The sequence below is a fragment of the Nocardia sp. NPDC005746 genome (assembly GCF_040630785.1).
Taxonomy (GTDB): Bacteria; Actinomycetota; Actinomycetes; order Mycobacteriales; family Mycobacteriaceae; genus Nocardia.
Genome location: NZ_JBEXYE010000003.1, coordinates 123085 through 148686 on the forward strand (window position 1 = coordinate 123085; position 25602 = coordinate 148686).

Genomic DNA, 25602 nt, shown 5'->3' on the forward strand with positions numbered 1-25602 from the left:
CGCGCATCCACTGCGCTGCGCCAGTCATTCCGCTCGGCCCTATAGCGCCGAGTCGCTCGTCGCCGGTCGCGGACCAGTCAGGAAGACCAGACGGAACTTGCCGATCTGGACCTCGTCGCCGTTCTGCAGCTCCGAGGAGTCCACCGGCTCACGGTTGACATAGGTGCCGTTGAGGCTGCCCACGTCGACGACCTGGAAGGTGTCGTCGTCCTGGCGGAATTCCGCGTGGCGACGGCTGACCGTGACATCGTCCAGGAAGATGTCACTGTCGGGATGGCGTCCCGCCGAGGTGGTCGGCTGGTCGAGCAGGAAGCGCGAACCGGCGTTCGGACCACGCTTGACCACCAGCAGGGCCGCGCCCGCGGGCAGACCCTCCACCCCCTGCACCGGCTGCTCGCCGGTCTGCTCGGTGCGCGACGTGTCGACCTCGTTCAGGAAGTCGGCACGGAACACCGAAGTGGTCTCTGCTGCCGTTTCCTGGTAACCCGGGTCCTTGTTCTCGCTCACCCTTGCTCTCCTCCTCGAACCGAATAATCCATGCAAGCAATTGATGCCCTCAGCGATGCGGCGCTCCGGCCGCTCCCCGCTTCGGGTGGGTTCCGGAAATTCCGGGCACCGGCTGCGCGCACTTCTGTTGGCATTGACCGTACCCTGCCAGGGCGTACCCGTGCAGGTAGAACTGTGAAGGCTGCTTCAGCCTCCGATAACTCCTTGATAACCTGCGGCATCGAGCAGCTTGCCCAGGCCGGCTTCGAGCGCCTCGGCGGAGTCGACCTCGAGCTCGAACAGCCACCCGTCGCCGTAGGCGTCGGAGTTGACGGTCTCGGGCTCGGCATCCAGAAGATCGTTCACCGCAACGACTTTCCCGGCCAGCGGGGCGTAGATGTCGGACACGCTCTTGGTGGATTCGATCTCGGCGATGCTCTCACCGGCCGGTGCCTCGGAGTCCACCGCGGGCAGCTGCACGAACACGACGTCACCCAACTGCGACTGCGCGTAGTCGGTGATGCCCACCCGCACCCGGGTCGGACCCACCTTGCTCACCCACTCGTGCTCCTCGGAGTAGCGCAAATCCTCGGGTACTGCGGTCACTGGCAGTGTCCTTTCAACGGGCGGTTCCTCTCGGGATCGTCGTCGATCCGTCCGTCGCACACCCTATCGGGAGTGATCATGGTGTGGCACGGGCGGTATCGCTCGGGCCACGGCGAGGGCTTTGCCGAGGTACAGGATTCCGGTCCAGACGTAGACCGCCGTGCCCCAGATCAAGAATGCCCCACCGAAGGCGCGGCCGAAACCCGCGGCGGCCCAGTCCATCTGCCCGGCCAGCAGCCAGGGCAGCGCCGACATGAGCGCGAAGGTGGCGGCCTTGCCCAGGTAGATGACCTCGGGCGGGGGCAGGTCGCGGCGCTTGTAGATGCCCAGGGTGAGGGTCAGGATGCCGTCGCGGGCGACCAGGATCAGCACCACCCACCAGGGCAGGATGCCGCGAATCAGGAAGCCGCCCAGCGTCGCCAGCAGGTACAGCCGGTCGACCAGCGGATCCAGGATCGCGCCCAATCTGGACGACTGATCCAACAGCCGGGCCAGCTTGCCGTCGAGGAAGTCGGTGAAACCGCTGGCGACCAGCAGCGCGAAGGCCCAGCCGTCGGCCTTCTCGACCAGCAGCAGCCACAGGAACACCGGCACGCCGATCAGCCGCACCAAGCTGAGCACATTGGGCACGGTCAGGATGCGGTCGCTGTACACCGGTTCGGTGTTCCGCTCGGTTGTCACAGTCCCCGTCCTACCCCAATCGGCGCGCCATCACCATCCGGGCACGCCGCCGCGCCGGGCGCGGACCTACTCCGTGAGAGAGTTGTGTGCAATCCTTCTCACATCTGGTTGGGACCGCGAGAGGAATGACCATGCCCGACTTCGACTATGACGTCGTCGTGATCGGCTCCGGGTTCGGGGGGAGCGTGAGCGCGCTGCGCCTGAGCGAGAAGGGCTACCGGGTGGCGGTGCTGGAGTCCGGCCGCCGCTGGAACGCCGAAGACATCCCCAAGACGAACTGGAATGTGCGCAAGGCGATCTGGGCCCCGCGCCTGGGCCTGACCGGCACCCAGCGGATCAGCGTGCTGGGCAAGTGCGCGGTGTTCTCGGCGGCGGGCGTGGGCGGCGGGTCGCTGATCTACGGCAATACCCTCTACGAGCCGCTCCCGGCCTTCTACACCGACCGCCAGTGGGCCCACATCACCGACTGGCGCTCCGAGCTCGCGCCCTACTACGACCAGGCCGAGCGCATGCTCGGCGTGACCGAGAACCCGCGCATGACCCCGGCGGACGACGTGATCCGTTCGGTGGCAGCCGATCTGGGCGTGAGCGAGACCTTCCACCCCACCCGGGTCGGCGTGTTCTTCAACGAGTCCGCCCCCGGCGAGGAGGTCGAGGACCCCTACTTCGGCGGCGCGGGCCCGCGGCGCAACGGCTGCATCCACTGCGCGCGCTGCTTCACCGGCTGCCCGCACAACGCCAAGAACACCACCCCCAAGAACTACCTCTACCTGGCCGAGCAGGCCGGTGCGCACGTGTTCGAACTCACCACGGCCACCAAGGTGCGGCCCATGACCGGCGGCGGCTACGCCATCGAGACGCAGCGGTCGGACCGCTGGGTCCGCAAGGGCCGCAAGGTGTTCACCGCCGAGCAGGTGGTGTTCGCGGCGGCCGCGCTGGGCACCCAGAAGCTGCTGCACAAGATGCGTGACGAGGGCGTGCTGCCGAACCTCTCGCCGCGGCTGGGTGAGCTGACCCGTTCCAACTCCGAGGCGATTCTCAATGTGGTGAGCAAGTCCCGCGACGATTTCGCCGAGGGCATCGCGATCACCTCCTCCATCCACCCCGAGCCCGACACCCACGTCGAGGTCTGTCACTACGGCAAGGGACAGAACGGCCTGTTCCCGCTGTCGGTGCCGATCGTCGACGGCGGCGCGTTCCGGTTCCTGCGCTTCCTGCTGGCCATGGTGCTGCATCCGGTGGTGTTCGCGCGCAGCCTCAACGCACGGCGGGCCTCGGAGCGCTCGGTCATCCTGCTGGTGATGCAGTCGCTGGACAATTCGCTGACCTCGTTCCGCCGCTGGGGGCAGCTGAAGACGAAACAGGGTATGGGCAAGCCGAATCCGACCTGGATCCCACTGGCCCATGAGGTCGGCCGCCGCTTCGGCGAGCGCGTCGACGGCGATGTGCAGATGCTGGCGATGGACGTGTTCAACATCCCCGCCACCGCGCACTACATCGGCGGCTGTGTCATCGGCGAGGGGCCGGAAAGCGGTGTGGTGGACCCGTATCAGCGCGTGTACGGCCATCCGGGTCTGCACGTGGCCGACGGTTCGGCGGTGACGGCGAACCTGGGCGTGAACCCGTCGCTGACCATCACCGCGCAGGCCGAGCGCGCAATGGCGTTCTGGCCCAACCGAAACGAGGTCGATCCGCGGCCGCCGCTGGGCGCCGCGTACCGTCGGATCAGCCCGGTCGCACCGAAGTCGGCGGCGGTGCCGGAGTTCGCTCCGGGCGCACTGCGGCTGCCGATTTTCCCGGCGGACCACCGGAACTGAGCGCGGCGGCGCGCCCGGCGGTAGTTTGGGCTGTTGTGCCCGTACCATTCGCGGTACCGATCCGACGAGGAAGGTGAGAGCCGATGCTCGTCCGAGTGCAGAACGCCGCCGGCACGCACGCCGAGAGAGTGCTGATCGACTGGCTGCGAACCTGGAAGGGCAGCACCGACCCCCAGGGTGTCGCGACCGTCAATTGCACTCTGTTCCACGGCGACAAGCTGCATCCCTTCGACGCGGTGGTGTGGACGCCGACCAGCTGCGTGGTGATCGAGGCCGAGGCGCTGGCCGAGCGTCTCGACGGCGAGCTGCAGGTGCCGGTCAACGGCCCGTGGCGGGTCGGGGACCGGATCGTGACCTTCGAGGGCAGCGACAAGCGCAGCCCCCTGGACAAGTCCCGCGATCACACCTTCGCGTTGCAGACCTGGCTGGCCGAGCGGGGACTCGGGCAGCGGGTCATCCACGGCATCGTGCTGGTGGTGCCGCCGCCGGGGTCGAATCTGAAGGTCACCCAGCTGTGGAACGATCCGAGTTTCCAGGTGCTGCTGGGCGACGAGCGGCGGCTGCGCGACCATTTCACCGGTCTGCTGTCGCGGGGGCGCCCGCAGTGGTCGGCCAATGACGTGGCGTGGGCTTTCCGCGGCCTGGGGATCCTGCCGTACCTGCCCGCACCGCAGGATCTGCTGAACGAGGGCTTCCTGGGCCCGGTGGATCCGACCCTGTGGCACGGTGGCCCCCAGCAGGCGCAGGCCGAGGCGTACGCCTTGGAGCAGGCCCGCTTGGAGCAGGAGCACGCCTCGGCGGGCCGGGGTTTCGTCATGCCCTCGCCGTGGTTCAGCCCGTGGAAGCTCTATCCGCGCCGCAGCGACCGGATCGAGGTGGGGCGCGGGGTCATGCGGGTGATGCTCACCCTGGGCTTCATCATCGCGGCCCTGTGGGTGGTGTGGTTCATTCTGGCGGGGGCGGCGTCGCTGTATTAGCCACCCGCCCCGCCGTGGTTGCCGCGAGGTAGCGGCACGGCAGGTAGAGGGCGGCCACGAGCGCCACGGCGGCCGCGGTGCCGCCGACCACATCGGTCGGATGGTGGTATCCGAGACCGACCATGCCGATCATGACGGCGGGCAGCACCACCACCATGACGATCACCGTGCCCCGGCGCACCCGCGCGGATTCGGTCACGAGCGCGAACGCGGTCACCACGGCGACCAACTGCACGGTGTGCCCACTCGGGTAGGCCAGATAGTGCTCGAGCTTGCGTTCCCAGAACGGTTTGAGCGCATAGGTATTGACCGCCACCACCAGTTCCGGGGCGATCAGCGCGAAACCCGCCTGCCACCACAACCGCCGGTAGGCCAGCAACGCGGCGGACAGGGCCAGCAGGGTCAGCACGACGGGACTGTTGCTGGGGAACACCAGCACTCGGTACACCCAGGTGTGGGCGTCGAGCGCCGAGTGGATGCCGTTCTCCAGGGCCAGGTCCGCGCTCGTCGAGCCGCCACCGGACGGAAAGGTCAACGGCACCAGCACGGTGACGATCACCCCCGCCAGGATCACGGCGGGCAGAGTGGCCGGGTGGGGCCGGGCCGCCGGGAGCTCGGGGACGGGGGTGATCGGTCTGCTCACGTCTGCACGATAGCGGCCGCGCTCAGTCGCGCAGCGCGGCCCGTTCCAGCAGCGGCCGCGACCGGGGCGGGGCCCACCAGTTCGCGGTGCCCATGACCCGCATGAACGCCGGGACCAGCACCATGCGCACCAGGGTGGCGTCCAGCAGTACCGCCAGCGCCAGTCCCACGCCCAGCATCCGGTTCATGGTGACCTGGCTGGCGGCGATCCCCGCGAAGACCACGGCCATGAGCAGGGCCGCCGCGGTCACGATGCGGCCGGAGCGGGCGATGCCCAGCGCGACCGCGGTGTCGTTGTCCGCGCGGGTCTTCGCCGAACGGCGCCACTCCTCGGTGAAGCGGGCCAGCAGGAAGACCTCGTAGTCCATGGACAGTCCGAAGGCCACGCAGAACAACAGCACCGGCATGGTGGCGATGGTGGATCCGACGGCCTCGGTGCCGAGCCCGCCCAGATGGCCGTCCTGGAAGATCCAGACCAGCGCGCCGAAGGTCGCCGAGAGCGAGAGCACATTGAGGACGAGGGCTTTCAGCGGCAGCACCACGCTGCCGGTGAGCAACAGCAGCAGCACGAAGGTGACGATGCCGATCCAGGCCAGCGCCTTCGGGACGCCTTGCGCGACACCGTGGGCCGCGTCCGCGGTCTGCTGGGCCGCGCCGCCGAACAGCGCTGGCCCGGGGGCGTCGATCGCGCGCAAGGCGTCGAGCTGGCGCTGGGCGCGGTCGGAGTACGGGTCCAGGCGGGTGGCGACGGTGAGGTGGACGGAGTCCGGTCCGGTCGCGGCGGCGTCGCCGGGGGCGATCATCCGCTCGTGGGCGTAGGTGCCGGACGGGGCGATGACGGCTTCCACGCCGGGCACCCGCGACAACGCCGACGCGTAGGCGCTCACAGCGTTGCCCGGCGCGCGCACGATGATGTGCACCGCGCCGGTCGCGTTGTCGTCGAACCGATTTCGCAGCAGATCACCGACCCGGTGCGATGACAGCGTCGCGGGCAGCACGCGGTCGTCGGGCAACCCGAGTTTCAGATCCGCGATCGGCGCGCCCAGGATCAGCAGCAGCGCGAGCACCGGCAGCGCGCACAGGGCGGGGCAGCGCTGCACGCCCCGCGCCACCCGGTACAGCACGCTGTCCTCGACGGGTGCGGCCTCGCGCAACGGTTTCCGGTTGATGCGGTCGCCGAGCACCATCAGCAGGGCGGGTACCAGGGTCAGCGCGAGCACGATGGACAGCGCCACCACCGCCAGCCCGGCCGCGGCCATCGACCGCAGGAAGCCCATGGGGAAGAACACCATTCCGACCAGGGCGATGCCCACGGTGAGCCCGGAGAAGGCGACCGCGCGGCCGCCGCGGCGCATGGCGACGGTGAGCGCCGTGGTGCGGTCGCGGCCGGCGGCGATCTCCTCCCGATAGCGTCCGATGATCAGCAGCGAGTAGTCCACGGCCAGCGCCAGTCCGAGGGCGGTGATGATGTTGAGCGCGAACACCGACAGCTCGATCACGAAGGTCAGCAGGTACAGCACCGCGCTGGCCCCGGCGATGGCGACCACGCCGGTGGCGAACGGAATGGCCGCGGCCACCAGGCTTCTGAGGTACCACACCAGCAGCAGGAAGGTCAGCGGCAGCGCGATGGCCTCGGCCAGGCCCAGGTCCTTCTGGGTCTGCTCGCTCGTCTCGTTCCAGATCATGGCCTGTCCCCCGGCCTGGACGGTGATGTCGCCGTGGGCGCCGGTGAATTCGTCGGCCAGGTCGCGGGCCGTGCCGGGCGCGGTGTTCTCGTCGCCGCGCACAGTGGCCACGATCAGCCCGATCGTGCCGTCTCTGCTGAGCAGCGTCTTGGTCAGCGTCGGATCGGTCCAGGGCGAGACGGCCGCGGAGACGCGCGAGTCGCCCCGGAGCCGTTGCGCGATGTTCTCGCCGAGGGCCGCGGCCGCAGGATCCTGTGCGCCGCGGGGTGATTCGACGGTGAGCACCAGCTGCATACCGGACCTGCCGTAGTCGCGTTCCAGTACCCCGGCCACCTGCTCGGACTCGGAGTGGGTGGAGACGAAGCCGCCGTTGGACAGTCGTGCGCCGGCCTGTGTGCCGAGCGCCCCGCACAGCACGAACGCGATGGCGACCAGGGCCAGCACCAATTTCGGCGTGCGCAGTGCCGGTGCGATCAATGTGTCGATCATCGTGTGGCCCGCTCGGCGTGCGGCCGTGGATATCCCAGGATCACGATTTCCCCTCGCAGCGTTGCGATTCGGGTGGACGGTTCCGATCAAATCCTGAAAATGACGACAGTGTGAGGGTCGGTGCGGTGAGAGGATTCAGCCGAGCATGGCGGCGCGCAGCAGGCCTTCCGGGACGCCCAGGCCCTCGATCAGGGTGAGCGCCTGCGGCCGGAGCCGGTCCACGAGTTCGTTCACCCCGCGCCGCACCGACTTGGCCCGCTCCACCGACATGAACCGGTGCATGATGTACCAGGCCTGATGCTGTTCGATGGTCGAATACACGAACAGATCGCAGACCGTGTCGGCCAGCGCCCGCGCCTCCGGATCCTCGATACCGGCGATACCGTCGATGAAGGCCTCCAGCACCAAGCGCTCGATGTGCGCCGACCCCGCGGCCAGGATGTGGTCCTGCGCGTTGTTGAAGGCCTCGAACGGCCCGGTCTCCTTCGCGCGGGCGCGCAGCCGGTGTCCGGCCGTGCGGACCAGGTAGTCCTCGCGATCGGCGAACAGCTGCAACTGGATCGAGCGCCGCGACAGGTCGCCCTCGTCGACGGTGTCGTCGCCGCGGTCGCGCAGGCGCTGAATCATCTGCCGCACACCGGATCGCTCACGCACCACGTCGCGGGCCATGGTGGCGGCGAACTTCACCCAGCCGAGCGCGTCGAGGTCGCGGACCTCGTCGGCGTACGCGGTCAGCAGGTCCTTGGCGACCAGTTGGGTCAAGACCGTGTTGTCGCCTTCGAAGGTGACGAACACATCGGTGTCGGCCTTGAGGGTGACCAGGCGATTCTCGGTGAGATAGCCCGCGCCGCCGCAGGCTTCGCGGCATTCCTGGATGGCGGCGGTGGCGAAACGGGTCTGCGCCACCTTGAGGCCGGCGGCCCGGTTCTCCAGCGCGCGCCGCGCGCGCGGGTCGGTCTCCTGCCCGGTCTGCACCAGGTGCATGCGGTACACGAGGTCGTTCTGCGCGAAAGCCAGTGCGTAGGAGCGGGCTACCAGCGGCAGCAGGCGGCGCTGATGGCTGCGGTAGTCCATCAGCACCGTCTCCTCCCCGGTGTCGGGGTCGGCGAACTGCCGCCGCTGCTCGCCGTAGCGGACCGCGATGCTCAGCGCGACCCGGGCCGCGGCGGCCGCCGCGCCGCCGACGCTGACCCGCCCGCGCACCAGGGTGCCCAGGGTGGTGAAGAAGCGGCGGCTGGGATTCTCGATCTCGGAGCTGTAGGTGCCGTCCTCGGCCACGTCGGCATACCGGTTGAGCAGGTTCTCGCGCGGAATCCGGACCTGGTCGAACAGGATTCGGCCATTGTCGACACCCGGCAGGCCGCCCTTGTAGCCGCAGTCGGAGGTGGTCACGCCGGGCAGGTCACCGCCCGCCTCGTCGCGGATGGGGACCAGGAAGCAGTGCACGCCCTGGCTCTGCCCGCCCGTGATCAGCTGGGCGAAAACCGCTGCCATGCGGGCGTGTTCGGCCGCGCCGCCGATGTAGTCCTTGCGGGCCGAGGGAGTCGGGCTGTGCACCACGAACTCCCGGGTGGCCGGGTCATAGGTGGCGGTGGTCTCCAGGTTGGCGACATCGCTGCCGTGGCCGGTCTCGGTCATGGCGAAGCAGCCGAGCAGGCGCAGCGGGATCAGCTCGTCGAGGTACTCGCGGTGCCGCTCGGTGCCCAGGTTCTCGACCGCGCCGCCGAAAAGTCCCCACTGCACACCGCTTTTCACCCACAGCGACAGGTCGGTGTAGGCGAGCATCTCGAGCGCGGTGACGACCGCGCCCGCGTCACCGGGGGTGCCGTCGGGGTGGCGGAAGCCGGGTTCGACCCAGCCGAAGGAGGAGACCAGCCCCATCTGGTCCAGCACGCGAGCCCGCGCTGCTTTCAGATCGAGGCTCGGATCGCCGAAGAGGCGGTCGTCGTGGAGGACTGCGCGGGCCCGTTGACGAACCTCCCGCCAGGGGCCGTCGAGTGCCGTGCGTAGCTCTTCGGAGATCGAAACGCCGCTCGTCGCCATAGCCAAAACACTACTGCCACGGCTGTGCTCATCCTGGTGATCTCGATCGCCCGTGTACGTTTCTTACTGTGAGCAACGAGGTGGCCGTCGAGTCGCCGGGTCTGCCCGCGGGGCCGCGCACCCGGTGGTGGCGCCGCCTGCTCACCACCGTCTCCGATCACGTCGTCGCTGATCAGCGCGCCACCGTGGACACCGTCGTGGAGGCGCCCGCCCCGGTCCAGCCGATCGATCTCACCGACGACGCGACCGTGACCGAGGTGCTGGATCTGGCCGAGCGGGTCGGGGAAGTCGTGCTGGCATCGGGCACGGCGGTGATGGACACCACCACCCAGATCGAGTTCATCGCCGCCACCTACGGTCTGTCCCACTGTGATATCGACGTCACCTACAACTCGATCCGTATCTCCGCCGACCGCGGCACCCGGCTGCCGCCCGCCACCACCATGCGGGTCGTGCACTACCGGTCGCTGGACTTCACCCGGCTCGCCGCGGTGGACCGGCTGACCCGGCGCATCCGCAGCGAACTGGTGCCGCCGCAGGACGCGCTCTCCGCCCTCGACGAGATCACCTCCGCGCCGCATCCGTACCCGCGCTGGTCGGCGACGCTGGGCTGGGCGCTGATGGCCGCGGCCGTGGCGCTGTTGCTCAACGGCGGCTGGCTGATCGGGCTGCTGAGTTTCGTGACCACCATGCTCATCGACCGCACCAACCGGCTGTTGAACCGGCGCGGGCTGCCGTTCTTCTTCCAGCACATGATGGGCGGCGTCATCGCCGCGGCGCCCGCGGTCTTGGTGTCCACCTTCGCGGCCGGGCTGCGACTGGATCCGGCGCTGATCATCGCGGCCGGAATCGCGGTGTTGCTGGCCGGTTTACAACTGGTGGGCGCGGTGGAGGACGCGATCACCGGGGCGCCGGTGACAGCGTCGGCGCGCATGTTGGAAGTGATCATGATGACCGTCGGGATCATCGCCGGGATCGCGCTCACGCTGCGGGTGGCGGAGGTGTTCGAGGCGACGGTGCCGACGGTCGAGATGGTCTCGACCCGCGATCTGACCAATCTGCCGCTCAAGCTGTTCGCGGGTGCGGTGACGTCCGGGGCGTTCGCGCTGGCCTGTTACGCCGAGCAGCGGGCGCTGGCGGCGGCCGCGTTCAGCGGTGGCGCTGCCACCGTGGTCTATCTGCTGGCCCAGCATTTCGGATTCGGGCCGGTCGTCTCCTCGGGCGTGGCCGCCACCGTGGTGGGTCTGGCCGGTGGCCTGCTCGCCCGGCGCGCGCTGACGCCCCCGCTGGTGGTGGCGGTCGCGGGCATCACTCCCCTGCTGCCGGGTCTGAAGGTCTATCGCGGGCTGTACGCGCTGCTCAATGACGAACTGCTGATCGGGCTGAACCAATTGTTCAGCGCGTTCGCGGTCGGTCTGGCGCTGGCCGCGGGCGTCACCCTGGGTGAATGGATGGCCCGTGACCTGCGGCGTCCGCGCATCATCCGCCGCATGGGCTCGTTGCGCCGCCCCCGGCTCGCGGCCGGTTGATTCGCGACCTCGATAAATACCTTTCATCTATCATGAAATCACGTTTCTCGTAATTCTAATTGTATTGCCAGACAAGGCTTTTAATTAATTCTGATCATGCCTGTTACCGTGCAGTATGACCACGAGCCGCCGCCCGCGCGAACGCGATGTCTTCGCGCTATGGGGACAACTCGTCGCCCGCTATCGCTTTCTCGTTTTGGCTGCGGTCGCGGCCGCCCTCCTGGCCCTCGGCGCGTACTCGCTGGGGTTCGAGGGTCGCCTCAGCGCGGGTGGTCTGGACGACCCGAATTCGGAGTCGGTGCAGGCCGCGGAGCTGGCCGCGGGCGCGTTCGGGCCGAATCACGCCGCGGACATGGTCATCATCTATCACTTTCCGGACGGGACGACCGTCGACGACCCCACCGTGAATCAGCCGGTGGTGGACAGTCTCAACTCCCTCACCACGCGGTTCCCCGACGCCGTGCAGGCGGTCAACGCCACCTACTGGCCCGGGGTGACCACGACCCTGGGCTCGCAGTCGGGCCTCGCCACCAAGGACAAGACGCGCGCGGTCGCCTCCATCGCCCTCAAGGGTGAGACCGGTGACGTGCTGTCGGCGCACTACGTGCAGGTGAAGAACGCGTTCGCGGTGCCGGGCATCGATGTGAAGGTCGGTGGGCTGCAACCCATCGGGACGGCGCTGACCGACACCATCTCGGCCGACACCCATCGCATGGAATTGCTGGCGATCCCGGCCGTCGCGATCCTGCTGTTCTTCATCTTCGGCGGCGTGGTCGCGGCGGCGCTGCCGCTCATGATCGGTGTGCTGACGATTCTGGGCGCGAACGGCATCGTGCGAGGGATCACCAATGTCGCCGAGGTGAATTCGTTCGTCGCTCCGGTCGTTTCGATGATCGGGCTGGGCCTGGCCATCGACTACGCGTTGTTCATCGTGAGCCGTTTCCGGGAGGAAGTGGCCGCCGGGTACGACACCCCGACCGCGGTGCGGCGTTCGGTGACGACGGCGGGCCGCACGGTGGTGTTCTCGGCGACCATGATCGTCGCGAGTCTGGCCGGGATGCTGTTGTTCCCGCAGGGCTTCCTGAAGTCCATCGCCTACGGCGCGATCGCCACGGTCAGCCTGGCCGCGTTCACGGCCGTCACGATTCTGCCCGCGATGCTGGCGATCCTGGGCCCGCGGGTGAACGCCCTGGGGATCGAGCGATTCCGGCGCGCCGACGCGGCCCGCGATGTGGAGCAGAGCTTCTGGGGCCGTTGCACCGCCTGGGTGATGCGGCATCCGCGCAAGATCACCGCACTGCTGATCCTCGGCCTGCTGGTGCTCATCCTGCCGGTGCGCAATATCGCGTTCGGCGGTTTCAGCGAGAAGTATCTGCCGCCGGACAATGCGGTGCGGGTGGCCCAGCACGAGATCGACACCTATTTCCCGCTGCGCAAATCCGACCCGATCGAACTGATCATCGTCACCGGTGACAGCACCGAGGTGGGTCCGCTGGTGGAGCGCGCGAGCTTCGCTCCCGGCCTGCTGCCCTCGGGTTTCGAGATCCCGACCCGGTCCCAGACCGATCCGACGATCTACAAGACCCAGGCGTATCTGGTCGATTCCAGCAAGTACGACAAGACGATCGACTTCCTGCGCAATCTGGAGACCGCCGACGGCACCACCCTCATGGTGACCGGCGTCCCCACGGTCCAGCACGACACCATCGCCGCGCTGCTCGACCGTCTCCCGCTGATGATCGCCCTGGTCCTGGCCGCGACCACGATCCTGATGTTCCTGACCTTCGGCTCCCTGGTGCTGCCCCTCAAGGCCGCCCTGATGAGCGTGCTGGGCCTGGGCTCGACTCTCGGCATCCTCACCTGGATCTTCACCGAGGGCCACGGCGCGACGCTGCTCAACTTCACGCCGCAGCCGATTCAGGCGAACATCCTGTTCCTCATCATCGCCATCATCTACGGCCTCTCCACCGACTATGAGGTCTTCCTCCTGTCGCGGATGGTCGAGGCCCGCGCCCGCGGCGCGAGCACCGAGGAGGCGATCCGCTCCGGCACCGCCCACACCGGCCGCATCATCACCGCGGCGGCGCTGATCCTGTTGGTCGTCACCGGCGCGTTCGCCTTCTCCGACCTGGTCCTCATGCAGTACATCGCCTACGGCATGATCGCGGCCCTCGTCATCGACGCCACCGTGCTGCGCATGATGCTGGTCCCGGCGGTCATGAAACTGCTCGGCGACCGCTGCTGGTGGGCGCCGGCCTGGATGAAGCGCATCCAGCAGCGCATCGGCTTGAGCGAACCGATCCTGGAGGACGAACCGACCCCCGCCGAGCCCCCGGTGGCCGAAATGGTCGGCGCGGCAGGAGGTTCGCGCCTCAGCGTCTGACCTTTTCAGCCACACCCGATATTCGCTAACAAAGTATCCATTCGATAGACATCGTGTCAGCTAGGCTCCCGGCTGTCCTGGCCCGGTGTTGTACGCACCGGCGGGTGCCGGGACGTTCTATCGAAGGGAATACCTCATGATTCGACCTCGCACGCTCGGTGCGACCGCGATTTTGGCCGCCGCCTTGACCTTCGGGGTCTCGCCGGGTCTGGCACTCGCGGTCGATCCGCCGGTGGCGACCGCCAATGTGCTGCTCGATCCGGCCGCGCGCTCGTTGAACCTCTCCGGTGTGCAGAATGCCCGCGACGTGGGCGGTTATCGGACTGCGGACGGTCACACCGTCCGCACCGATCTGGTGTTCCGCACCGCCGCACTGGGTTCGGCGACCACCGCCGATGTGGCCGCGCTGGCCGCGCACAATGTGGTCTCGGTGCACGATCTGCGCACCAACTACGAACAGCTGCTCAACGGCGCGGACAAGGTCCCCGCCGGGGCGGCCGAACACCACGACGACATCATGGGCGGGGCCTCGCCGCTGGCGGGGCTGAGCACGGCGTCGTCGGCCGCGAACGCGTACCCGCAGTTCATCACCTCGCCGGGCGCGAACGCGGGCTTCGCCGACGTCCTCCGCGATATCGCGTACAACAACGGCGGGGTCTTGTTCCACTGCACCGCGGGCAAGGACCGCACCGGCTGGGCGGGCGCGGTGTTGCTGACCCTGCTGGGTGTCGACAAGGACACCGTGTACTACGACTTCATGCTGTCGAGCTACTACCGCGACGCCGCCCCCGGCGACGTGAACAACGGCGTGACCGCCGCCGAGCTCGACTCGGCCTTCGCCCAGGCGAACAAGTCCTACGGCAGCTTCGCCAACTACGTGAGCAACGGCCTCGGGCTGACCGCGGCCGACATCGCCGCGCTGAAGGCCAAGATGCTGGCCTGATCGAGTCGCGATTGCCCCGGTGGCCCGTCACCGGATCGGTTGCGGGCCACCGCGGTTCGCGACACCGGGTCAGCGCGCGACGAGGCCGATGCCGCGGCCGATATCGGCCAGGGTGGAGTCGAAGAGCACGTCGGGGTGCGAGATCTGGATCGGGTAGTTGCCGAAGACCTCGAGGGTGACGTGACCGTAGAGGCGGGCCCAGAACTGGATCATGACGTAGCTGACGCCGAGGTCGAGTTTCTCGGCGGGGAACTTCTGGCCCGAATCCGCCAGCACGCGAAGCAGTTCCGTCTGGAAGGTGATCAGGTCGTCGCGCAGTTCCGGCGGGATCAGCTCGGTGGGAGTGGTCACGACCTGGTAGTCGGTGAGCAGACGGCCCGCGGCCCCGAGGAAGATGCGGCCGACCGGTTCGCCGAATTGCTGCATGGCGCTGGTGATTCCGGCGGCGACCGGGGAGGCGAAGACCAGGGTGAATTCGCGTGAGTGGTTCAGCGCCCAGCGGCGGAAGCCGCGGCAGATCGCGAAGAAGCGGACCCCGGCATCGTCGGGCAGGCCCTCCACCGACGCCTCGAGATCCGTGGCCAGGTCGAGGCAGACGTCGGTGCGGACGGCGGCGACCAGGTCGTCGCGCGATTCGTAATAGCGGTACAGCGCGGGGGCGGTGATGCCCAATTCACGGGCGATGGCCCGGAGCGTGATCGCGTCCGGGCCGTGGTCGACCAGTAGTGACCGCGCGACGCGGCGGATATCGGCGTCGCTGACCGCCGGCGCTCGTCCGCGTCGGCGAGGTTCACTCATGGTTGACTCCAATGTAGAAACGAACAGGGCCCCGGATGGGGTATCAAAAGTTACCGCGTCCGGGGCCTGATCGCTCACTCGTAGGCGACTTCCCAGCTCTTGATGCCGTTGAGCCAGCTGGAGCGCAGGCGGACCGGCTCGGAGATCTGGTGGATGTTCGGCATCACGTCGGCGATCGCGTTGAAGATCAGATCCAGCTGCAGGCGGGCCAGGTTGGCGCCCACGCAGTAGTGGGTGCCGGTGCCGCCGAAGCCGACGTGCGGGTTCGGGTTGCGCAGCACGTTGAACTTGTACGGGTCCTCGAAGTGCTTCTCGTCGAAGTTGGCCGCGCTGTAGAACATTCCGATGCGCTGCCCCTTCTTGATCGAGGCGCCCGACAGCTCCAGATCCTCGGTCGCGGTGCGCTGGAAGGCGATGACCGGGGTGGCCCAGCGGACGATCTCGTCGGGAGCGGTGCGCGGACGCTGCTCCTTGTAGATCTCCCACTGATCCGGGTTGTCCACGAACGCCTTCATGCCGTGCGTGGTGGCGTTGCGGGTGGTCTCGTTGCCGGCCACCGACAGCAGGATCATGAACCAGGCGAACTCGTCGGAGGCCATCGACTCGCCCTCGAGGTCGGCCTGCAGCAGGGTGGAGGCGATGTCGTCCACCGGGCAGCCGCGCTTCTGCTCGGCGAGGTTGTAGGTGTAGCCCATGACCTCGGCGGTGGCGACCTTGTGGTCACCGTTGAACTCGGGGTCCTCGTAGCCGATCATCTGGTTCGACCAGTCGAAGATCTTGCGACGGTCTTCCTGCGGGATGCCGATGAGCTCGGCGATGGCCTGCAGCGGCAGCTCGCAGGCGACCTGCTCGACGAAGTTGCCGGAGCCGTTCTTCTTGGCCTCGTGCACGATTCGCTCGGCGCGCTCGCGCAGGGCGTTGCGCAGCGACTCGACCGCGCGCGGGGTGAAGCCCTTGGAGATGATGCGGCGCAGCTTGGTGTGCTTGGGCGGATCCATGTTCAGCAGCAGGTAGCGCTGCACCTCGATCTCTTCGCGGGCGATGTCGCCGTAGAAGCGGATGACCGCGGTGTTCTCCTCGGAGGAGAACTGCTCGGGGTTCTTGGAGATCTCCTTGATGTCATCCATCTGGGAGATGGCCCAGTAGCCGCCGTCGTCGAAGCCGGTCAGGCCATCGGCCTGCGGCACCCAGAACGGAGCGGCTTGCTTGCGAAGAGCTGCGAACTCCTCGACCGGCAGGCGCTCGGCCAGCAGGTCGGGGTTGGTGAAGTCGAAACCGTTGGGAATGGACGGCGCGGACACGGAACCTCCTTTGGAACACGTTCGACGTCGAGTGAACCACACCACAGGCCGGTTTGTGAACACGTATTACTAAATAGCGTTCATTTGATCTGTCACCAGTTCGGTTCGGTGCCGTAGACCTGGCGATATTCCCGGTCGAACGTGCGGCGGCCGAGCAGCCGCCATGCCAGGCGCGCGGTGCGCGGGAGCTCCGCGAGAACCTTGCGCCGATCGGGCGCCGAGGCGGCGTGCAGGAGGAAGCCGAGAAAGACCAGCTGGCGATCCTTGGGCATGTGCGCGCGCCCGCGTTCGCCGAGCGCCCGCCACTCCGGCACGGTCATGACCTGCTCGACGACCGACAGGATGTGAGTCTCCTCCTCGGCGAGGTGCTCGTCCAACGCGGCCGCGAGCGCGGCGGCGGTAGCGGCGAACCGGTCTCGTACGGCGGGCTCGGCGGCCGTGGCGAACTCGGCGGCGTCGCGCTGCGCGCGGGTCGAGAGTTCGGCGATGCGTTCGTGCTGTTCCTCGAGGCGCAGGATGAGGGCGGCGGCCATCGGGGCGCGTTCGAGCAGCAGCGGCCACATCAGTTCGTCCTCGCCGGTGTGATGACTGTGCAGCCCGGTGCCGAGTTCGGCCAGGAAGTCGGCCAGGACGCGGGCGCGCTCGATATCGCCCGGGGCGACGCCGGCCGCCAGGGCGGGCAGGGCGCGGAAGTGGCGGCGAAAGGCATTGTGCACGACCACCATGTCGTAGGTGTCGGGCCGGGCCTGCGCGATGTCGATGCTCATGGCTGCTCCTGTCGAGGTCGGTGACTGCGCCGAGAATGCTTCGGCGCGCTTGGAATCGACTCGAGGCGTACTAGGGGCGGCCGTCCTAGACTTACGCGATCATGGTTCGGATTCGGGTACTCGGTGCACTGACCGCGACCGGCGAGCGCGGGGAACTCGATCTCGGCGGGCCGCGGCAACGCGGGGTGCTGGCGCGACTGCTGGTCGCCGGGGGCGACGTGGTGCCGGTCGATCGGTTGATCGATGACCTGTGGCGCGGCGAGCCGCCGCCCCGGGCGCTGGGCTCACTCCAGGCGTACGTCTCCAACCTGCGCCGACTGCTGGAACCGGATCGCGCACCGCGGACACCGGCGACGGTGCTGATCAGCCGCGCTCCCGGGTACGCGCTGCGACTCGACACCGCCGAGGTGGACGCCTGGGCGTTCGGCGCCGACCTGGACGCGGCTGCGCGACTGGACGATCCGCGCGAACGCCGACGCGCGCTCGAGCGGGCGCTGGCCGCGTGGCAGGGTCCGGCGTACGGGGCGTTCGCGCAGGAATCCTGGGCGAGCGCGGAGGCCGTGCGACTCGAGGAGCTGCGGTTGAGCGCGCGGGAACAGCTCGCCGTGGCACTGCTCGAACAGGATGAACCCGCGCTGGCGGCGGCCGAGGCCGAGGTGCTGTGCCGGGAGCATCCGTTGCGGGAGGAGGCGTGGCGGCTCACCGCGCTGGCGCGGTATCGCGCGGGCCGCCAAGCCGACGCGCTCGCGGCGCTGCGGCAGGCGCGCGAGGTGCTCGCCGAGGAATTGGGCATCGATCCGGGACCGGCCCTGACCCGGCTCGAAGCCGACATCCTCGCCCAGCGAATCCCCGTGCAGGAGCAGACGATCGCCGTCCCCGCGCCGCCACGCGATCCGGTTCCGGGTCCGGTCGCCCCCGAGTTCCTCGGTCGGGCAACCGAACTCGCGACACTGCACGCGGCCGCCGCGTCTCCCGGTCCGCGGACGGCGACCGTGGTGGGTGAGGCGGGCAGTGGCAAGTCCTCGCTGCTGCGCCGCCTGCGCGAGGACCTCCGCGGCGGGGGCTATCGCGTGGTGCTGGGTCATTGCCCCGAGGACGAGGCCGCGCCTTCGGCGTGGCCGTGGGTCGAGATCCTGCGCGCTCTGGCCGCCGAGCACGACCCCGCCGGGCTCACGCCCGCTCTCGCTCCCCTGCTCACCGACGCCGCGGGCGCACCCGAGGCCGACCGCGCGCACGGCCGGTTCCTCTTGCACCGTGCGGTGTGCGACTACCTGACCACCGTCGCGGCCGGGGGACCGCTGGCGATTCTCTTCGACGACGTCCATCGCTGTGATGCCGAGACCGCGGCCCTGCTCGCCGCGGCGGCCACCCACGCGCCGGTGTTCGTCGTGATCGGCTACCGGCCCGACGAGGCGCCACCCGCGCTGACGCAGGCCCTGGCCGGTGTCGCGACCACGATCCGTGCGCGAATCCAGTTGCGCGGCCTCGACATCGAGGACAGCGCCCGGCTCGTCACCGCGCTGACCGGCAGCGCCCCGGCGGACTCGGTGCTGGCGACGCTGCACGAACGCACCGGCGGCAACCCGTTCTATCTCACCGAGACGGCACGCCTGCTGCGCAGCGAAGGCGAGCTGGTCGCCGCGTCCGAGGTCCCCGAGGGCGTGCGAGATGTGCTGCGCCGCAGACTGTCCCGCCTGCCGGAGACCGACGTGGCGCTGCTGCGCCTGGCCGCGGTGATCGGCCGGGAGTTCGATCTCGCGGTGCTGCTGCGGGCCGCGGAGGTCGGTGAGGAGGACGTGCTCAACGCCGTCGAGGCGGGCAGCGTGGCCGGTCTGCTCGACGAACCCGCCAGTGGCCGCGCCCGTTTCACCCACGTCCTGGTCCGCGACACCCTGCTCGGGGATCTGTCACGGGTGCGCCGCGACCGCTGGCATCGCCGGATCGGGGCCGCCCTCGAGGAGATCGCCCCGGACGATCTGACCGCCCTGGCCCACCACTTCGGCGAATCGGTGACCCCGGAGACGGCGCGGCGAGCCGCCCGCTACGCGGTGGCCGCCGCCGAGCGAGCCGAGCGGCGTTTCGCCTACGACGTCGCCGCGACCGGTTACGAGCGCGCGGTCGCCGCGCTGGAGCGACTCCCCCGCGACGAGACCGTCGACGAGCGAATCGCCTTGCTGGGCAGAGCCGGTCACGATCACCTCTCCGCGGGGTCCGCGCTCGCCGCGCGCGCCGCCCGTGACCACGCGGTGCGCCTGGCCGAGGATGCCGATCGCCCGGACCTGGTGGTGCGGGCCTTCACCGCCTGGGACGCGCCGACGCCGTGGATGAACCGGCAGTACGGCGTGGTCGAGCACCCGATCGTCGCCCGGCTGGAGAACGCGCTGCGCTTGCCCGGCCTGTCCCCGGCCGACCGCTGCCGATTGCTGGTGGCGCTGGTCGACGAGATCGGCGGCGAGGCAGGCGAACAGGCGAGCCCGGCGGCGGCCGAAGCCGAGGCGATCGCCCGTGAGCTGGGCGACGACACCCTGCTCGCACCGGTGCTCCAGGCTCGGGCCTCGTTGTACGACACCCCGGATCGTGGCGGGCTGGGCGCCGAGCTGATCGAGATCGGGCAGCGCACCAGCGATCACACGTATCAGCTGCTGGGCCACACCATCGCGCTGCAAGCCGCCGCCTCCGTCGGAGATCTGGCCGCGGCCCGCGAGCATCTCGAGGCGACCACGGTGACGGCCGACCGCTATCAATGGCGGCAGGCTCAGCTGGCCAACACGATGGCTCGCGGGCTGTTGGCGCTGGCCGCCGGTGACCCGGACGACGCCGAGCGCCAGTATTTCCGCGCCGGTGAATTGCTCACCGGCGCGGGCATTCTCAATGCTGACGGCATCGTGCTGATGGCCATTTTCACGGTCCATCTGGGCCGCGGGCGGCTGGCCGAGCTGGCGCCGGTGTTCACGACCTTCATCGAGCAGGCCGACGCGGTGTCGCTGGACGCCGTCGTCGACTTCCACGTGCTGGTCCTGCTGGCCGCCGGCGATCGTGCGGCCGCCGAATCGGCCTGGCGCCGAGCGCAACCGATCCGGCACGACCGGTTCCGCTCGTTCTTCCTCACCCTGCGCGGCATGGTGGTCGCGGAATTGGGCACGCCCCGGGTGGCGGCGGCGACCTACACCGATCTGCTGGTCTACCGGGGTCGTCTGGGCGGCGCCGACACCGGCGCGTATGTCGTCGGTCCCGTCGATACCGTGCTCGGCGATCTGGCGGCGCGGCGCGGTGAGGCCGCTCTGGCCGCCGAGCACCACCGCGACGCCCTCGCCATCGCGCAGGCGTGCGGAAACCCCGGGTGGATGACCGCCGCCCGGGCGCGCCTCGGCCACTGACCGGTCACTGGTCGTCTACTAGTGGGTGGCTCGATCGTTGTTCCCGACCGTCCCACCGACCCGAGGAGCCCGCCGTGCCCGACCTCCACCGCACCGCCACCGAACTGTTCCTGAAGACCTCGACCACGCTGCACCGCCGCCTGCTCGACCTCAGCGGCGGCCGGTTCGGCACCCGCTTCAAGAACATGCCCACCCTGACCCTCACCACCACCGGCCGGCGCACCGGCCGCTCGCACACCGTCGTGCTGACCGTCCCGATCGTGGACGGACCCCGCTACCTGCTCGTGGCCTCACGCGGCGGCGACGACATCTCGCCGGCCTGGTTCCACAACCTGTCCGCCAACCCGTCGGTGGAAGTGTCGTTCCAGCATGGTCCTTCGCAGTCCATGACGGCTCGTGTCCTGTCCGCCGCCGAACGCGAGGCCCGCTGGCCCCAGATCCTGGAGGCCTACCCCGGGTACGCCACCTACCAGAACCGCACGGCCCGAGTGATTCCCGTCGTCGAACTGACCCCGCGCGCCGGACATTGATCGACGTTCACCGAGTGGTCACGCGTTCCAGGGAGTCCAGTCGCAGGGCCTCGTCGGTGATGCCGACCAGTAGGACCGGATCGAACCGGGCCACGGTGTCCAGCACCGAGGACCAGGGGGCCACGCTCCACGCCTCGGCGAGGAGACGGCGGATACGGCGACGGGCGAAGCCCTGGTCGGCGGGCGGTACGTCGGGGTAGGCGCGGACCAGACCGTCGGCGATCCGGGTGAGGAGTTCCCCGCGCAGGTCGCGGGTGGTGCCGCGGGCCAGTTCGACGGCCTGGTCGAGTTCGCCGATGGCGAGGGCGGCATCGACCAGCCGGGCGGCCGCGCGGTCCCGTACCTCGTCCGGGGGGAGCTGCGCGAGCAGCTGGGTGGCGGCGGCGAGCGCCGTCTTCGAGCGCTCCGATCGGTCACCGTCGGTCAGCGCCGGAATCACCCGTGCCATGGCATGAATGCGTTCTCCGATCACCGGAATCGAATGGCGGCGGGTCAGCACGTTGGGCTCGCGTCCCGCCTTCACCTGCGCGGCCAGGATCTCCCGGTACGCGACGGATCGGGCGAGGTCGTCGGTGAGCTGTTCGGCGACCGCCAGCGCCCGGTCCACCGCCCCTGCGCGGGCGATCGAACTCGCGAGCAGCGACAGCACCCGCTGTTCGCCGAGCGCGGTCATCCACCGGCTCGTCAGCAGCCTGGTCACCGCGTCGGCATCGCCGAGGGCCGCCGAGAACAGGGCGCTCACTACACGATGTGTCAGCAGGTCGGGTGAATCGCGTGCGGCCGCAGCCCGGTCGGCGTCCTCGCGCACCAGCGCGGCGACCAGGGCGGCGAGTTCGCTGCCGCCTTCCTCGACCATGATCCGCAGCGCCACCGCGATTTCCTCGGCATCGTCGATCAGCTCCGCGACGGTGGCGGGTTCGCTCCAGATGCCCGCGCCCGCGCTCATCCGCGAGGTCAACCAGACGGGGAGCTGGGTGATTCCGTCGATCAGCTCGCGGGCCAGAGCGAGCTGACCGGTCTCGGCCAGCAGCACCGCGAGGCGGCCCAGCCCGGGGGCCAGCCCGTCCACCGGATCGAGCGAGCCGTGGTACATCAGGGTGAGGTGATCGGTCAGCTCGCGCACCCGCTCGACCGCCGCCCCGGCGAGCAGCGCGCGAACCACGTCGGCCAGCGGGGTGCTCGACTCCCGCGCCGCCGAGCCGAGCCAGTCGGTGGCGAAGAGCACGGTGAGAAATGACCGGTCGGTCCGCAGATAGCCGCCGTTCGGCAGCGCGGTGCCGACGCGCATAGCGCTCATCGCTCGTTCGAGGAAAACGCCTCCGCGGGGCGCGGATTCGGCGGACCGCGTCCCGAGATAGGTGAAGGCCAGGATCCGGTGGTCGTCGCCGTCGATCCGATCGGCCACCGCGACAGCGCGCGTCCATTCCCCGGCGACCGCCAGCGCTCGCACCATCGCGTACAGGACCAGATCACGCTCGCGCGGGTCGATGCTCTGGTACGCGCGGAGCTCGATCTCCGCGACGAGCCGCCGGGCATCGGCCGTCCGATCCGCCGCGAGCAGGGCGGTCACCGCTCGGACCGCCACCTCGAGTCCGCCTGTCCCCCGGGTGAATCGGCGCGCCAGCGCGACCACGCGGTCGGCGTTCCCGAGCGCGACGAGGCACTCGGCCAGCTGCACGACCGCGGCCTCGATATGACCCCAGGGATAGTCGGCGATCCCGCTGATCGCGTCGTTGAACGCGGCGTCGAAGCCGGTGTCCGACGCCTCCAGCTGGGCCTGCCAGGCCTCGACGTCGACCAGCACGGCATCGGCCTCCGCACGCAGCACTTCGGCGAACCCGGCCGCGACGAGATCGTCGGCGATGGCGGCCAGCGCGTGCGACCGGACCACTTTGCTGCTGATCGGCGCGAGCTCGGACCGGATCGACCGCATATGGCGGGCAGCGGATTCGGTGTCGCCCTGCGAGACGAGGGAACGCGTAACCGCCGCGAGGGCGACCACCCGCACCCCGACGGATTCGGCGGCTCCGCTCAGCTCCTCGACGCGGTCGTGCTCGTCCAGCGCCGCGAAGGCGCGCACCGCGGACCGCAGCACCTCGTCGCGTTCCGCGGCGCGCGCCCACACCACGTGGCGGTCGATCTCGGTCTTCGCCGCCGAGATCGCGTCCGCACGACCCAGTGAGCGCCAGGCCGGAATCAGTTGCGCGAGTACCCGAACCCGTTCCACGGGAGTGGTGATCTCGTCGGCCAGCAGTTCGGCGCTCTCGATATCGGGGACGGCGATCAGGGCGTCGACGAGGCGAGCGAGATCCGCGTCGCGCACCACGGAGGTCTCCGACTCCCGCAGCGAGTCGATCACGGCCCGATTGTGTGGCGGATCGTCCCGGAGAAACTGAGTCGAGGCGACGCCGATCCGGGCGCGCAGGCGGCGGAGCGGGTCCAGCAGGCCGTCCGCCAGGCTCCGCGCGCGCACGACCTCACCCATGTCGGCCAGTGCCGCGGGCAATTTCGCGGGAATATCGCGCCCGCGCCGAGTCAGCCGGTGCCGCCGCAGGGCGAGTTCGCCGACCGCGACCAGGTCCGGATCCCGCTGTTCGAGCCAGACACCCGACACGGTAGCGATCTCGGTCCGCGCGATCTGGTCGCTGCCGGACAGCAGCAGTAGCCGATCGTGGCGCGCGGTGTCCAGGGCGAGTTCGGTCATCCGCACCATGTCGCCGTGCCTGCGCAGCATCGAGAAGTATCGCGTCAGCAGATACGTCGGCGTCTCCACCGGCCACCCGCGGTCGCGGAAGCGGTCGGCCCAGGCGTGGAACCGGTTTCGATATTCCGCGAGGAGCGCACGGCCCAGCGTCGCTTCGGCCTCGCGTTGCAGGGTCTCGTGCGCGAGCAGGTACACGTGGTCGGACCCGAACCGGCTGGACCGGACCCGGAAGGTGCGCCCGGTGACGCCCGACAGGATGGTCTCGATGCGGAACGGCGGCCACCCGGTCAGATCCTCGAGCTCGGCGCGGGTCAGTCCGCGCGCCGCGGTCACCAGTCCTAGAATCTGCTGGTCCGCGTCGGAGCGTTCGAGAATCCCCCGCAGTTCCAGCTGCGCGGCATCGCGGATGTCGAAGGCTTTGGCCGACGGTCCGAGTTCGCGGCGGCGGCAGTGCCGGAGCGGATGTGTGGTGGGAACATCCAGCGGGAGTGCGGGATTGGGACGCCCGGAGACGAGGACCCGGAGTCCGGGTCCGGGGTTCTTCGGTAGCAGCGAGGCGATACTGGTCCGGCCGCGATCCTCGTCGAGCCCGTCCACCAGCAGCACGATCCGGTGCCCGACCTCCGCTGCCCGTTCGCCGGCCAGCGCGAGCATGTGGCGGCGCAGCCCGTCCCGGCTCCCGGTCGCGCTGGCCACGGTGGCGGCCTGATCCGGCAGCAGCGCCGAGAGCTGTTCCAGCACGGCGTCGGTGAACGCCCGATGATCGTCCTGATCAGCCATGCGGGAGGTGATGAAGAAGGCCACCACCCGCACCCGCGGCGGCGGATTCAGGGCGAACCAGGACATCAGGGCCGTCTTGCCCGCCCACGGTCCGGCCCGCCACCACAGGTACGCCTCGTCGCCGGTGCAGAAGTCGGCGAGTTCGGCCAACTCCGCGTCGCGATCGGACAGGCCCTCCGCGGGCGCGATGTCGCGGATCGTGGCCCGATACGGGGTATCGCCGATGCCGGGCAGCGTGGCGGGTTCGGTGCGGCCGGTCCATCCGGCATTGGCGGCCAGCGCGATTCGTCCCGCCGTGCCTCGTTCCAGCGCCTTCGGTTTCGGCATGCTCGCGGCCGGCAGCCGCGTGCGAAGTTCGCGAAACAGGACGGTCATGGTGAGGTACCGGTCGGCCGTCGGCACCCCGGCGCGCAGGGTGTCGAGCATCATGCCGGTGAAGGCGGTGCGGCCGCCACCCCCGGTCGCCCGCGCGAACGTGGTCTTCTCGTCGGTCGCGGTGAGGACGAACGCGCCGTCGATATCGGTAGCCTCCCGCAACGGCTCGCCCTCCCCGGCGAGAACGTCACGGCCGAAGGCTCTTCCGCTGTGGCAGCAGTCGAGAATCACGACGACGGGGCCGCGCGCGTTGGACTTGATCCGCGACCGCAGCACCGGATACGGCAGCGCGGTGACATCGGCGTCGGCCGAGCGCGAACCCGTGTGGGTCAGATGCAACTGGTTGTCGACCGCGACCCCGTGGCCGACGTAATAGACGAGCAGCAGCCCGGTCGCGGCGCGAGCGGCGGCGGTGACCCGGGCCGCAATGGTCGTGCTGTCGCCGGGATCGAGAACCACATCGATGTGATCCGCCGGCAGTCCCGTTTCGCCACGCAGGAATTCGGCGAAGTCGAGCAGACTGCGCTCTACTTCGGGGAAGGACTCGAAGCCGGAATCCGAGGCGTAGCGCGCGGTTCCGATGAGGATCGCGCGCGAGGCTTCCGGATCTGGAAGCGTCATCCTCCCGTGTCCTTCCCCCATACGTCACTGTTCCAGAGAGTCTGCCATGGGATGAATCGAAAAGGCGC

17 protein-coding genes are annotated in these 25602 nt (G+C 69.4%); 7 read left to right on the forward strand and 10 right to left on the reverse strand.

Annotation, left to right across the window (positions count from 1 at the left end):
* Positions 1–39: 39 nt before the first annotated feature.
* The 3 genes from garA to ABZ412_RS07230 form a co-directional block, all read right to left on the reverse strand.
* On the reverse strand, positions 40–507 hold the full coding sequence (gene garA / locus ABZ412_RS07220; RefSeq protein WP_213555026.1) for a glycogen accumulation regulator GarA: 468 nt from the start codon (positions 505–507) through the stop codon (positions 40–42).
* Positions 508–693: 186 nt separating this feature from the next.
* Positions 694–1098, reverse strand: a complete 405-nt coding sequence (gene gcvH, locus ABZ412_RS07225; RefSeq protein WP_357278132.1) for a glycine cleavage system protein GcvH — start codon at positions 1096–1098, stop codon at positions 694–696.
* A 57-nt stretch (positions 1099–1155) separates the two neighbouring features.
* Positions 1156–1773 carry a CDP-alcohol phosphatidyltransferase family protein gene (locus ABZ412_RS07230; RefSeq protein ID WP_357277434.1) on the reverse strand — a complete coding sequence of 206 codons (618 nt, stop codon included), beginning with the start codon at positions 1771–1773 and terminating at the stop codon, positions 1156–1158.
* A 131-nt stretch (positions 1774–1904) separates the two neighbouring features.
* On the opposite strand from ABZ412_RS07230, the gene ABZ412_RS07235 reads away from it, so the two are divergent.
* Both ABZ412_RS07235 and ABZ412_RS07240 read left to right on the forward strand, forming a co-directional pair.
* Positions 1905–3590 carry a GMC family oxidoreductase gene (locus ABZ412_RS07235; protein WP_357277437.1) on the forward strand — a complete coding sequence of 562 codons (1686 nt, stop codon included), beginning with the start codon at positions 1905–1907 and terminating at the stop codon, positions 3588–3590.
* An 83-nt stretch (positions 3591–3673) separates the two neighbouring features.
* Complete coding sequence (locus ABZ412_RS07240) at positions 3674–4567, forward strand: nuclease-related domain-containing protein (protein ID WP_357277439.1); 894 nt, start codon at positions 3674–3676, stop codon at positions 4565–4567.
* On the opposite strand, the gene ABZ412_RS07245 is transcribed toward ABZ412_RS07240, so the two are convergent.
* The 3 genes from ABZ412_RS07245 to ABZ412_RS07255 all read right to left on the reverse strand — a co-directional run bounded on the left by ABZ412_RS07245 (position 4536) and on the right by ABZ412_RS07255 (position 9426).
* Positions 4536–5210, reverse strand: a complete 675-nt coding sequence (locus tag ABZ412_RS07245; RefSeq protein ID WP_357277442.1) for a phosphatase PAP2 family protein — start codon at positions 5208–5210, stop codon at positions 4536–4538. The two genes, ABZ412_RS07240 and ABZ412_RS07245, sit on opposite strands and share 32 nt — an antisense overlap.
* 22 nt (positions 5211–5232) lie before the next feature.
* Complete coding sequence (locus ABZ412_RS07250) at positions 5233–7383, reverse strand: MMPL family transporter (RefSeq protein ID WP_357277444.1); 2151 nt, start codon at positions 7381–7383, stop codon at positions 5233–5235.
* A gap of 135 nt (positions 7384–7518) precedes the next feature.
* On the reverse strand, positions 7519–9426 hold the full coding sequence (locus tag ABZ412_RS07255) for an acyl-CoA dehydrogenase (RefSeq protein ID WP_357277447.1): 1908 nt from the start codon (positions 9424–9426) through the stop codon (positions 7519–7521).
* A 137-nt stretch (positions 9427–9563) separates the two neighbouring features.
* Between ABZ412_RS07255 and ABZ412_RS07260 the strand changes: the two genes are divergently transcribed.
* The 3 genes from ABZ412_RS07260 (at position 9564) to ABZ412_RS07270 (ending at position 14281) form a co-directional block, all read left to right on the forward strand.
* Positions 9564–10955: a threonine/serine exporter family protein gene (locus tag ABZ412_RS07260; RefSeq protein ID WP_357278135.1), complete on the forward strand. Its 1392-nt coding sequence runs from the start codon at positions 9564–9566 to the stop codon at positions 10953–10955.
* Positions 10956–11070: 115 nt separating this feature from the next.
* Complete coding sequence (locus ABZ412_RS07265) at positions 11071–13338, forward strand: MMPL family transporter (RefSeq protein WP_357277449.1); 2268 nt, start codon at positions 11071–11073, stop codon at positions 13336–13338.
* 136 nt (positions 13339–13474) lie between these two features.
* The gene (locus tag ABZ412_RS07270; RefSeq protein ID WP_357277452.1) at positions 13475–14281 is read left to right on the forward strand and encodes a tyrosine-protein phosphatase; all 807 of its coding nucleotides are present in this window, start codon (positions 13475–13477) and stop codon (positions 14279–14281) included.
* Positions 14282–14350: 69 nt separating this feature from the next.
* Here ABZ412_RS07270 and ABZ412_RS07275 read toward each other — a convergent pair whose 3' ends face one another.
* From ABZ412_RS07275 to ABZ412_RS07285, 3 genes are all read right to left on the reverse strand, one after another.
* A complete protein-coding gene (locus tag ABZ412_RS07275) occupies positions 14351–15079 on the reverse strand; it encodes a TetR/AcrR family transcriptional regulator (RefSeq protein ID WP_357277454.1) in 729 nt (242 codons plus the stop codon).
* Between the two features lie 74 nt (positions 15080–15153).
* On the reverse strand, positions 15154–16380 hold the full coding sequence (locus ABZ412_RS07280) for a cytochrome P450 (RefSeq protein WP_357277456.1): 1227 nt from the start codon (positions 16378–16380) through the stop codon (positions 15154–15156).
* A 92-nt stretch (positions 16381–16472) separates the two neighbouring features.
* Positions 16473–17147, reverse strand: a complete 675-nt coding sequence (locus ABZ412_RS07285; RefSeq protein ID WP_357277459.1) for a hemerythrin domain-containing protein — start codon at positions 17145–17147, stop codon at positions 16473–16475.
* Between the two features lie 101 nt (positions 17148–17248).
* Here ABZ412_RS07285 and ABZ412_RS07290 point away from each other — a divergent pair, with 101 nt between their 5' ends.
* On the forward strand, positions 17249–20524 hold the full coding sequence (locus tag ABZ412_RS07290; RefSeq protein ID WP_357277461.1) for a BTAD domain-containing putative transcriptional regulator: 3276 nt from the start codon (positions 17249–17251) through the stop codon (positions 20522–20524).
* 74 nt (positions 20525–20598) lie between these two features.
* Complete coding sequence (locus tag ABZ412_RS07295; protein ID WP_357277463.1) at positions 20599–21054, forward strand: nitroreductase/quinone reductase family protein; 456 nt, start codon at positions 20599–20601, stop codon at positions 21052–21054.
* A 7-nt stretch (positions 21055–21061) separates the two neighbouring features.
* Here ABZ412_RS07295 and ABZ412_RS07300 read toward each other — a convergent pair whose 3' ends face one another.
* Positions 21062–25534 carry a caspase family protein gene (locus ABZ412_RS07300; RefSeq protein WP_357277465.1) on the reverse strand — a complete coding sequence of 1491 codons (4473 nt, stop codon included), beginning with the start codon at positions 25532–25534 and terminating at the stop codon, positions 21062–21064.
* Positions 25535–25602: the final 68 nt, after the last annotated feature.

Excerpts from the sequence above, each read along its gene's own strand:
- ABZ412_RS07235 (WP_357277437.1), top strand. The coding sequence starts at position 1,905 with ATGCCCGACTTCGACTATGACGTCGTCGTGATCGGCTCCGGGTTCGGG.
- ABZ412_RS07240 (WP_357277439.1), top strand. The coding sequence starts at position 3,674 with ATGCTCGTCCGAGTGCAGAACGCCGCCGGCACGCACGCCGAGAGAGTG.
- ABZ412_RS07250 (WP_357277444.1), bottom strand. The coding sequence starts at position 7,383 with ATGATCGACACATTGATCGCACCGGCACTGCGCACGCCGAAATTGGTG.
- ABZ412_RS07255 (WP_357277447.1), bottom strand. The coding sequence starts at position 9,426 with ATGGCGACGAGCGGCGTTTCGATCTCCGAAGAGCTACGCACGGCACTC.
- ABZ412_RS07265 (WP_357277449.1), top strand. The coding sequence starts at position 11,071 with ATGACCACGAGCCGCCGCCCGCGCGAACGCGATGTCTTCGCGCTATGG.
- ABZ412_RS07270 (WP_357277452.1), top strand. The coding sequence starts at position 13,475 with ATGATTCGACCTCGCACGCTCGGTGCGACCGCGATTTTGGCCGCCGCC.
- ABZ412_RS07275 (WP_357277454.1), bottom strand. The coding sequence starts at position 15,079 with ATGAGTGAACCTCGCCGACGCGGACGAGCGCCGGCGGTCAGCGACGCC.
- ABZ412_RS07285 (WP_357277459.1), bottom strand. The coding sequence starts at position 17,147 with ATGAGCATCGACATCGCGCAGGCCCGGCCCGACACCTACGACATGGTG.
- ABZ412_RS07290 (WP_357277461.1), top strand. The coding sequence starts at position 17,249 with ATGGTTCGGATTCGGGTACTCGGTGCACTGACCGCGACCGGCGAGCGC.
- ABZ412_RS07300 (WP_357277465.1), bottom strand. The coding sequence starts at position 25,534 with ATGACGCTTCCAGATCCGGAAGCCTCGCGCGCGATCCTCATCGGAACC.